This is a genomic window from Limimaricola cinnabarinus, assembly GCF_002723615.1.
Taxonomy (GTDB): Bacteria; Pseudomonadota; Alphaproteobacteria; order Rhodobacterales; family Rhodobacteraceae; genus Limimaricola; species Limimaricola cinnabarinus_B.
On the sequence record NZ_KZ304995.1, the window covers coordinates 1 to 9,066 of the forward strand.

The 9,066-nt window shown below is 60.1% G+C and carries 12 protein-coding genes and 2 pseudogenes; 1 reads left to right on the forward strand and 13 read right to left on the reverse strand.

The genetic code is table 11. From position 1 onward, the window contains the following. The 13 genes and pseudogenes from CJ301_RS17935 to CJ301_RS17995 form a co-directional block, all read right to left on the reverse strand. Window positions 1-432 (reverse strand): annotated as a pseudogene (locus CJ301_RS17935) (sodium:calcium exchanger); the annotation flags it as partial. Beyond that, window positions 429-707: pseudogene (locus tag CJ301_RS17940) on the reverse strand (hypothetical protein); the annotation flags it as partial. The pseudogenes CJ301_RS17940 and CJ301_RS17935, both read right to left, overlap by 4 nt. 217 nt (window positions 708-924) lie before the next feature. After that, complete coding sequence (locus tag CJ301_RS19180; protein ID WP_254050203.1) at window positions 925-1,242, reverse strand: penicillin acylase family protein; 318 nt, start codon at window positions 1,240-1,242, stop codon at window positions 925-927. A 24-nt stretch (window positions 1,243-1,266) separates the two neighbouring features. Then, window positions 1,267-1,434 (reverse strand): hypothetical protein, encoded by a 168-nt coding sequence (locus tag CJ301_RS18995; RefSeq protein ID WP_099278717.1) that lies wholly within the window; start codon window positions 1,432-1,434, stop codon window positions 1,267-1,269. Continuing rightward, on the reverse strand, window positions 1,434-3,005 hold the full coding sequence (gene lnt, locus CJ301_RS17950; RefSeq protein ID WP_173812389.1) for an apolipoprotein N-acyltransferase: 1,572 nt from the start codon (window positions 3,003-3,005) through the stop codon (window positions 1,434-1,436). The genes CJ301_RS18995 and lnt overlap by 1 nt, the downstream gene beginning before the upstream one ends. Continuing rightward, complete coding sequence (gene lspA / locus CJ301_RS17955; RefSeq protein WP_099278718.1) at window positions 3,002-3,475, reverse strand: signal peptidase II; 474 nt, start codon at window positions 3,473-3,475, stop codon at window positions 3,002-3,004. The genes lnt and lspA overlap by 4 nt, the downstream gene beginning before the upstream one ends. A 4-nt stretch (window positions 3,476-3,479) precedes the next feature. Next, the gene (locus CJ301_RS17960) at window positions 3,480-4,262 is read right to left on the reverse strand and encodes a ZIP family metal transporter (protein WP_099278719.1); all 783 of its coding nucleotides are present in this window, start codon (window positions 4,260-4,262) and stop codon (window positions 3,480-3,482) included. A 22-nt stretch (window positions 4,263-4,284) separates the two neighbouring features. Continuing rightward, the gene (locus CJ301_RS17965) at window positions 4,285-4,743 is read right to left on the reverse strand and encodes a DUF411 domain-containing protein (RefSeq protein WP_099278720.1); all 459 of its coding nucleotides are present in this window, start codon (window positions 4,741-4,743) and stop codon (window positions 4,285-4,287) included. Between the two features lie 1,094 nt (window positions 4,744-5,837). Further along, on the reverse strand, window positions 5,838-6,464 hold the full coding sequence (locus CJ301_RS17975) for an SCO family protein (protein ID WP_099278721.1): 627 nt from the start codon (window positions 6,462-6,464) through the stop codon (window positions 5,838-5,840). After that, the gene (locus tag CJ301_RS17980) at window positions 6,464-6,931 is read right to left on the reverse strand and encodes a copper chaperone PCu(A)C (RefSeq protein ID WP_099278722.1); all 468 of its coding nucleotides are present in this window, start codon (window positions 6,929-6,931) and stop codon (window positions 6,464-6,466) included. Before CJ301_RS17980 ends, CJ301_RS17975 begins: the two co-directional genes overlap by 1 nt. A 28-nt stretch (window positions 6,932-6,959) precedes the next feature. Further along, complete coding sequence (locus tag CJ301_RS17985; protein WP_099278723.1) at window positions 6,960-7,619, reverse strand: DsbA family protein; 660 nt, start codon at window positions 7,617-7,619, stop codon at window positions 6,960-6,962. After that, entirely contained in the window at window positions 7,616-8,038 is a 423-nt protein-coding gene (locus CJ301_RS17990; RefSeq protein WP_099278724.1) for a disulfide bond formation protein B, read from the reverse strand. Before CJ301_RS17990 ends, CJ301_RS17985 begins: the two co-directional genes overlap by 4 nt. Window positions 8,039-8,043: 5 nt before the next feature. Further along, the gene (locus tag CJ301_RS17995; protein WP_099278725.1) at window positions 8,044-8,610 is read right to left on the reverse strand and encodes an SCO family protein; all 567 of its coding nucleotides are present in this window, start codon (window positions 8,608-8,610) and stop codon (window positions 8,044-8,046) included. A gap of 177 nt (window positions 8,611-8,787) precedes the next feature. Here CJ301_RS17995 and CJ301_RS18000 point away from each other — a divergent pair. Then, window positions 8,788-9,066, forward strand: a 279-nt coding sequence (locus CJ301_RS18000; protein ID WP_099278726.1) for a MerR family transcriptional regulator, incomplete at its 3' end; no start/stop codon positions are given.

Consider the following 9,066-nt stretch of genomic DNA (forward strand, 5'->3'; position numbering starts at 1 on the left):
GGGCGCGGGCAGCGTCAGCAGGGCAAAGAGCGCGATGATCCCCAAATAGGGCAGGGCCTGCATCGTGACGGCCCGGCGATCCACCTCCAGGAGATGCGCCCGCCGGTGTTCGGCGTGATTGTCATGCCCCTCAATGCGCTTCCTGCGCGTCGCGGCGTAGGCCGTCACCACCATCAGGGGAATGGCGAGCACGTTCGACCCCAGCAGCGCGCCCAGACCGATATCACCGACACCGCGCAGGGCGCTCGTGGTGTTGATGCCGATCTCAGGAGAGGCCGCGGCCAGGCCGACGAAGGCGCCGCCGGCGGCCACAGAGAAGCCCCACTGCTTGCGCAGCTTCTTCAGAGGCTCCGCCAGATGCTCCGCGCCCCAATGCGCGGCCCAGACGGCAGCCAACAGCACCGGTATCCAGATCAGAAGATTGCTACTCATACCATGTCCTGCGCTTCCCGGGAGGCAACGCCCTCGGGGCCGCGAACGGTTCCGCCGGTTCTGGATGTCTCTCGATCAGGACGGCCTACAGTGACGCTCCCCTTGTCCGGCCGAAAGAACAGCAACCGAAGCGCATTCAGAGTCACGAGGACGGTCGCGCCCGTATCGGCGAGAATGGCAATCCACAGACCGGTGACCCCGAGGATCGTGGTCACGAGAAAGACCAGCTTCAGGCCGAGAGCGATGACGATGTTCTGACGGATGTCTGCCATGGTGCCAATGCAGTCAGGCTGGACTTTGGCGAGGCGGTAAACAATTCAAGTGTCATCGGTCGCATGGGACATCCACACATGACGGACGTGACCCCGTGATCATTCTCTCATCCGCGATCAATCGTTCGGGTGAGCCTCTGCCGCGCCCGCCTTCGAACACTAGCCCAAGCCGCGCGTTGACACCGGCGGAATATACTTCGAGTGCATCGGATGGCGGAGATTAAATCTCGCCCATCTGCTCAAGTGGCAACAGGGCTTGTGCTGCGCGCCTTGTCTTCAACAACTGACCAAGCCTATCTTGCGTGTAAATGAAGCCGAGCGCGAAATAGGCTTCCGCAGCGGAGCCTGCGGAAATGTGCGGTATGGCTGAAGTATCCCGCAGGATATCGACCGGGCCTTCTATACCCTCAACGCTAAAGTCCTCCTCATACTTAGGAACGGAGGCGCGCAGCAGAAAGTAGGCGACACCGGAAACGACCAAGCCTGCTGCGCAAACCGCCAGGAACGAGCGAAATAATATGTTGAACAGTCGTCTCAATTCGTTGCCGGTGCCAAAGTAATCTCAGGACGTGATGCGCAAGAGAATCACCGAGGTGAAAAAAGCGATGAGACCAAAAGCAATACCGAAGCTTGTCGCGTATTGAAGTATATCCAGGCGGTTCCCTTCCCGCCGTCGCGCCAGATAGCCATCCCAGAGCGCCCCTCCGACAAAGCCTGCGAGCACCAGCATCACGATTCCTCCGATCTTGAGTATTTTGTATTCGAACGTCGTTTGGTCAATCTGACGGCAAAGATCAGGGCCCAGGCCGCACAGATGAGCGCCAGCGACGTCCAATCGCCGAAACGTGCGTAAGGCGTGGGCGCTAGCGCTGTCGGCAGGTTGGCATCTATGACCCCTGTTTGCCCGGTGTCGAGGCGCGCGACGATCTCTCCGTTGGCGTCGATGATCGCGGATATCCCGGTGTTGGCCGCGCGGACCACGGGAAGACCTTCCTCAACCGCGCGCATGCGTGCGGATGCAAGGTGTTGCTCGGGCCCGATGCTGGTTCCGAACCAGGCATCATTTGTGGCGTTGAATATCCAATCGGGACGGAAAAGATCATCGACCACATGGCCCGGAAAAATGATCTCGTAACAGATTGCCACCGCGACCGGAGGAGCACCCGGGATCGCCAGCGTGCGTGGCTCTGGTCCTGGCGTGAAATCGCCCAAACCTTCGGTCAGCCGCTCGATCGGCAGCCAGCCTCTCAGGGGCACATATTCCCCGAACGGAACAAGATGATGTTTTGCATATCCCGTCAGAATTTCGCCGCTGCTGTCATAGGCCTGAACCGTGTTGAAATATCGGGTTCCCCCATCGCCCTCTAGGCGGTCAGGCACACCTGTCAAAAGGATCCTGTCGTCTGGCAAAACCGTGGATAACCGCGTGCGCGCCGCAGCGTCCTCGTCCAAAAAACCGGGAAAGGCCGTTTCCGGCCACAGCAGCAGATCAAAACGTCCGGGTGGCGCGGACAAGCGCAGGTATTTTTCCAACGTGCTTTCTCGGCTGCCCGGCGCCCACTTCTCGACTTGAGGCACATTGCCTTGCACAACGCGCAAAGCAATGTCCGTCGGCGGCACGTCCTGCCTCAATCGAAGCACACCGCCACCCCCGAGACCCGTCACCGCAACGCCGAAGAGTGCGAGAACGAACGCGCGTTTTTTTGGCGCGTCCACAAGCAAAACACCCGGCAATATGCCGATGAAGACTGTGAGAAAGCTCAGACCGTAGCTTCCGACCCAAGCAGCGGGTTGGCGCAAGGCGGCATGATCGAGAAGGGCATAAGCGGCAAGGTTCCAGGGAAACCCCGTCAGGACATGACCACGCAGCCATTCTGCGGCAACCCAGCAGGTTGCAAGCAGAAGGCCTGCCGAAATGCCGCTGACAGTACGGCGCTGCATGATGGTGGCAAATAACATCGCCGCAATAGCCGGGAAAATGGCCAGTCCGGCGGACAGTCCCGCGACTGCCGGGATCGCGAGGGCACCGAAACGCTCGGTATCGACGTAAAAGCTCTCGGCGATCCAGGAAATTCCAAACCCGAACTGGCCCATTCCGAAGACCCAGCCGATGAAGAAGGCAGGCGTTGTCGAAACCTGCCGGAGCACGAGAAAGAGTGCTGAGAAGGCGACCGGAACAACGATGAGCCATGAGAACGGTGGAAGGGCCAGAACCGTCAGACCGCCCGCCGCAAAGCTAATCCCGGACCGCAGGGGAATGTAACGGCCCCGACCAGTCAGTGATGGCAAGCCCGTAATCATGGGCCATTCTGAAACTTGGCGCTCAACCAAAGCGCTATCAGCAGCAGGCCCACGCCGCCGACCACGAAAACATCCGCCATGTTGAAGGCGGGCCAATGCGTGGATCTGACGTAGAAATCGAGGAAGTCCGTCACACCCCGAAACTGGATGCGGTCCATAACGTTGCCGAGCGCGCCACCGATAATCGCACCATAGGCGATAGCCTCAACCGGGTTGGCAGTGCGCACCCACATGACCGTCAACCAGCCGCAGATAACGAGGGCCAACGCCGTAAGGCTCCACCATGGCGCTCCACCAAATAGTCCGAATGTTACGCCATCGTTGCGCAGGTAGATGAGATTGAATCCGGGAAAGACCGGAATTCCGGCGCTCAAATCTGCCGCATTGGCGACGACAATTGCTTTTGTCACCTGATCGACAATAAAAGCAGTTCCAGCCGCAATGAAACCTTGGAAAAGGGACTGTTTCATCTCATCATCCCAGCCATACATCGAGGAACAACATGATCACGAGGCCGACCGCGAGACCGAAAGTCGCCCTGTTTTGATGGCCGGAACGGTGGGTCTCCGGAATGATTTCGTGACTGATGACGTAGAGCATCGCCCCGGCAGCGAAGGCGAGGCCCCAAGGCAACAGCGGCTGCGAGATGCTGATGATGCCAGCGCCAAGAAGCCCGCCTACCGGCTCGACAAGACCTGTCAGGGCGGCAATCCCCCACGCGCGGCGCCTAGAATATCCTTCACCAAGCAATGAGACCGCTACGGCGAGACCCTCGGGAGCGTTTTGTAGCCCTATGCCGATCGCAAGCGGCAAGCCGCCAGAGAAACCGTCAGCGCCGAACCCGACACCAACGGCAAGACCTTCGGGAAAATTGTGGATCGTGATCGCGAAAATGAAGAGCCAGACACGGCGCAGCGAAGCAGCGTCGGGGCCTTCCCGCCCCGTCTTGAAATGTTCATGCGGCAGCCTTTCGTTCATCAGAGCGACCGCGCCCATGCCAAGCAGGATCGCAACACAAACGATGGCCGCGGGGAGTGCACCGTTGTCGAACTGTCCTTCGGCTGCGTCGAGAGCCGGGATGATCAGCGAGAAGAACGAGGCTGCGAGCATGACACCTGCGGCGAAGCCAAGCAGAAGATCGCGCGTGGCTCGGGAGGGGATGCGCCCAAAGAGAACGGGGACCGCCCCGACGGCTGTCAGCGATCCGGCGGCCAGGCTTCCAAGAAAGCCGAGGGCTATTGGGAAGGAAGTTTCCATGCGCTGAGGTCTCGTCGATACGTCAGTCAGAGGCCGAGTAACTGCTAAAGACCTCGGTCGACCCGTCGCCGCGGATCAGGAACACGTCATAGGCCTCGCGATCGTCTTCCGGTCCCATGCCGGGCGAGCCATAGGGCATCCCTGGCACCGCCAGCCCAACTGCATCCGGGCGCTCGTCCAACAGACGCTGGATGTCGGACGCCGGTACGTGGCCTTCGATCACGTAACCGTCGACCAAAGCCGTATGGCAGGACACCATGCGCTGCGGCACGCCATTGTCGACTTTGAAACGTACGAGAAGTCCCCCGAACATGTCCTCGCCCTTCGGCGCAAAGCCGTTTTCCTCAAGGTGCTTCATCCAGGACAGGCAACACCCGCAGCCGCTGGTTTTGCGGACATCGATCGGGATCGCCTCGGCGAAAGCTTGTGCCGCAGGCAGCAAAGCGAACGCGACCGCAAGGGCGGGAGCTAGTCGTTTCATAGAATAAAGCCTTTCGAGTTGTTGTTTGCATAAGTTCGCTGGTGAGACGTTCAGCCAAGAGCGGGCGCGCCTCACTCGGTCGCTCAAGTGCGGTCGTGTCGTCTGTCTCACGCTCGGCCGCCTCTGTAACCCGGTCGCCTGAAAGCGGGTCGGTGGGACGACCGTCCATGAACACTTCATAAGGCAGGTTGGGCCGGTTGCAGTTGCGGTCGCATCAACGCGACCGATCACATGGCCGGCCATCACGCGCTGCCCTTGTTCGTGATCGTCCGGCACCTCGCAGGGATGGGCAGGGCTTGTAAGCGCGTCGAAGCCATGCGCCATCCCAACCACCCGACCATACCCACCGCGACGGCCGATGAAGCGTTCCTGTCTTGCGCCTCGTGCCAAAGGAACCGCAGCAACTCGCCGCCGGAGAGTTCGCTTCGAAAATCCTCGTACCGCCCAGCATTCGCGCCAAGTCGCCCGAGAAGCGTGCAGGGGGGCTTGCCTTGTCAAGCGTATCGAGAGCAGAACTTTCGATCACTGCCTCGCTTGCGAAAATTACCATCTCGGGGTCTGGCCCCAATACGCCGATGACAAGATCCCTACCCAGGATCGTTTCGATCTGCACCCCGTCGTCGACGGCCAGTTCCACGCGCCTTGGGTTCCCCTCCGCTTTTGAGATCACGGCGACCGCATGCCATGGGCGCAATCGGCGGGGATCATATTCCACACCAAGTGCCAGGGCGATCTCTGCGCGGGCAGGTGCAGGAATGCCAGCGTCCGCTAGGACCACATCCAGTATCTCGCCCGACGCGATCTCATGCGTCCAAACGATTAAAGGCAGCTCTATCCCGGGCAACGAGGTTTCGGCGAAGGCAGGCTGCAATAGAGTGATAGGTCGAATTGGGCACCCCCCATCGGCTTGTGGTGCTTTAGGCAGCGTCACAACGTGGTCGACAAGTTGCGGTACCGAGAGCGGATCGGGGGTCCAAAGCGTTGTTTCGGCAATTGCTGGGGCATCGGTTCTTTCGACAGAACTCCAGAGATGGCGATGGTAGTCACCGAACATGCGCCTGCGACCGCCACGGTCCTCAAAACAGCTCGCTTCTTCATGTTGCCCCCGCTACGTCCTCTGGCAGTGCGCGCCGGATCTTCGGCACTGCGAATTCTCGTGGCTCGTGATAGTCGATCATGGTGACGTGCTCACCCTCGGCATCGAACAGGAACACGCTTGCCGTATGGTTCATTGTGTAACCCCCGCCCTTGGTTGGAACGCGCTCGTATAAGGCACGAAATCCTTCTGCAGCGCGGGCAATTTGGTCTTCCGGCCCCGTCCAGCCGCGGATGGCCGGATGAAAATAGCCGACGTATTCGGCCATGGCCTCGACCGTGTCCCGCTCCGGATCGACCGTGATGAAGGCCACGTTCATCTGCGCGGCCGCGTCTCCGAGATCGTCAAGCCAGCCGGAGATATCCGACAGAGTCGTTGGGCAGACGTCTGGACAGTAGGTGAACCCGAAGAACACCATGGTCGGGCGGCCGATCAGGGTGTCTGGGCCCACTTCATTGCCTTCATGATCGGTCAGACGGAAGTCCATTGCCGACAGGGCTAGGGGCCGTTGGCCAGCTGGTTTCGAGGCACCGGGTCCGTCCACGCGCCACCATCCGACACCAAGCATCAGTCCGAGAGCGCCTGCACCCGCTGCACCGTATCGAAGCAAATGCCGACGCTGCATCAGCCCTCCGGCCCGCGCGCGGCAATGTCCAGGATCGGGACGTCGACAGTCACTTCGTCGCCGTCCGAGAAGGTCAGTGTCAGCGGGAAAGTCTCGCCTTCGGTCATCGGGTTTTGCAAGTTCATCAGCATGACGTGTAGCCCGCCTGGCTCCAATGCTAGGCTTTCGCCCGCTTCAATCGTGATCTCTCCAGCAGGCGTCATTGAACTTACGCCATCGGCATTGGTTTTCGTCTCATGGATTTCGGGCATCATGGCCAAAGGTGTTGTAAGCCCGGTCAACGTGACCGCGTCTTCACCCGTGTTGCGCACGATCATATAGGCGGCACCCGGACGGCTCGCGCCGATGGAGGCGCGGGACCACGCGTTCTCGACATTCACATCTTCCGAGCCGGAAAATGCCGGGGCCGACAAGCCCGCGAGCATAAAAATAACGGCCAATCCCTTGACGTATGGTCGCTTTTTCATGACAATTCTTCCTGTATCTGTCCGCGCATCAACTTTGGCTGGCCGTAACTTCCGCAGCCACCAGTCGCCGCAGTTCGGCCTCACCGAACGGGTCTAGCGGCTTGGCGTTCACGAAGAACGTGGGCGTTTGCCGCACGCCAACCGTTTCGACATCAGCGCGGTCATGGTTGAGCACTGCCACGACACCGGGGGCCAGCATTTGTGTCCGGGCTGCTTCGACATCCAGACCTCCGCTTGCAGCAATCTCAAGGATCAAGCCAGGTGCAGGGGTCCCATGGGATGCCCACCGGGGCTGCTCTCGCAAGACCGCTTCGAGCACCGGTTCGAACACGTCCTGCATCCGCGCAGCTTCAAGCACACGGATCGCTTCCACCGAAGCTTCACCGTGAAAAGGCGTGTATCGGATCACGACACGCACCGCATCTCCGTGTTCAGCCATGATATCCTTGACTACGGGATGGAACGCGCGGCAGGCCTCGCAAGCTGGATCGAAGAATTCGACGATCGTGACCGGCGCGGTCTCAGGTCCGAGGATCGGGGAATAGGGCCGGATCAGCACGTCGTTCACCTCAGGTGCGAGGGGTCCTGCCTCGGCCACGGGTTGGGGACGGGTGGCATACCAGGCCGCGCCGCCGAAGCCTGCGGCACCAATGCCGAGAACGGACAAAAGGAGGCCGCGTCGATTCATGTTTGCTTTTCCTTGAGTGAAAGAGCTGATAGCAGCCCGATTAGCGCAAAGGCGACAAGCGCCATCAGTGGAATCGGTATGCCGAAGAGCAGCTGGTTATCGTCAGTGCAAGAGGGGCCGGTCGCCATGCAAGGCTGGATACGCTCGGGGATTAGGCCGACATAGAGGCCCATATGCCAAAACGCGACGGCGGCACCACCCAAGGCCAACGCGACTCCGTATCGGCCCACGCGCGGGTCCTGCCACCACAATCCGAGCCCCAGAACGATGGCCAAGGGGAACATGAAGGCTCGTTGGAACCAGCAGAGCACGCAAGGCGCTTGTCCGAGCACTTCGCCGACAAAGAGCACGGCGAGAGATGAGGTGAACGCAATGATCCACGCCAGGCCAAGAGCCGTTTCTCCGGAAAGTCGGGTCATGGCGATCAGATCCTCTTTCTCAGATCGGCAAGGATCTCTTCGGCCGGGGTGCCGTAGGACCAGGAGTCCACAAAGCCCGCCTGTGGATCAAAAAGGAACAGGTGAGATGTATGCCCCATTGTATAACCATCCGGCGCGCTGGCTTCCTCGATCCGCTCGAAATAAATTGGAAAGGTCTCGGCTGTCTCTGCGATCTGCTTTGATGTGCCTGTGAGCCCGATAATGCCCGAGTCAAAGCGCGGAACGAAGTCGGCGAGAGCCATTGGAGTATCCCGCTCGGGATCAATCGATATGAAGATCGGTTGCACTTTTTCGGCATCCTCGCCCAGACCATCCACGACGGCAGCTACTTCCGCGAGCGTCGTCGGACAGACATCGGGACAGTTGGCAAACCCGAAGAACACCAACATCCAGCGCCCCGCGAAATCCTCCTCGGTACGGATCATGCCTTGGTGATCAGTCAGCTCGAACTCCGCGACAAACGCTGGATCGTCAGTGTTCTGGGCGCGGTCGGCGCGGTAGTCCCACCACAGCAACAGCCAGATGAAAGCGAACACAGCCGCGCCCGCCAAGACCCATAATACCCGCCGAAGACCTGAAAGCTTCACGTCGCTCCGCCCATTGTCGATTCTAACTTTGCTGCGTGTTTAGCTCCTCTAGCCACTGTAGATTCAAGGGATATTTCACCGGAACTTGTGCGGCATAGCGCTTAACTCTACACACACTGTAGGTAAGGCGGAGAGGTGGATATGCTGGCGATCGGTTATCTGGCGAAGAAGACGGGCACGAAGGTGCAAACCATCCGCTATTACGAGCAGGTCGGCCTGATGCCCGAACCGGGGCGGACCGATGGTGGACAGCGCCGCTATGGAAATGCCGAGCTCGACCGCCTGTCTTTCATCCGTCATACCCGGCAGCTTGGCTTCTCGCTCGATGCGATCCGTGAACTGCTCGACCTCAGCGATCATCCCGCCCGGTCCTGCGAGGAGGCGGACGCCATTGCCCGGCGCCAGCTCAAGCAGGTCGAA

Bases quoted from the DNA above. Each gene is read 5' to 3' on its own strand.
- CJ301_RS17960 (WP_099278719.1), bottom strand. From the start codon at position 4,262: ATGGAAACTTCCTTCCCAATAGCCCTCGGCTTTCTTGGAAGCCTGGCC.
- lnt (WP_173812389.1), bottom strand. From the start codon at position 3,005: ATGATTACGGGCTTGCCATCACTGACTGGTCGGGGCCGTTACATTCCC.
- lspA (WP_099278718.1), bottom strand. From the start codon at position 3,475: ATGAAACAGTCCCTTTTCCAAGGTTTCATTGCGGCTGGAACTGCTTTT.
- CJ301_RS17990 (WP_099278724.1), bottom strand. From the start codon at position 8,038: ATGACCCGACTTTCCGGAGAAACGGCTCTTGGCCTGGCGTGGATCATT.
- CJ301_RS17965 (WP_099278720.1), bottom strand. From the start codon at position 4,743: ATGAAACGACTAGCTCCCGCCCTTGCGGTCGCGTTCGCTTTGCTGCCT.
- CJ301_RS17980 (WP_099278722.1), bottom strand. From the start codon at position 6,931: ATGAAAAAGCGACCATACGTCAAGGGATTGGCCGTTATTTTTATGCTC.
- CJ301_RS18995 (WP_099278717.1), bottom strand. From the start codon at position 1,434: ATGCTGGTGCTCGCAGGCTTTGTCGGAGGGGCGCTCTGGGATGGCTAT.
- CJ301_RS17975 (WP_099278721.1), bottom strand. From the start codon at position 6,464: ATGCAGCGTCGGCATTTGCTTCGATACGGTGCAGCGGGTGCAGGCGCT.
- CJ301_RS17985 (WP_099278723.1), bottom strand. From the start codon at position 7,619: ATGAATCGACGCGGCCTCCTTTTGTCCGTTCTCGGCATTGGTGCCGCA.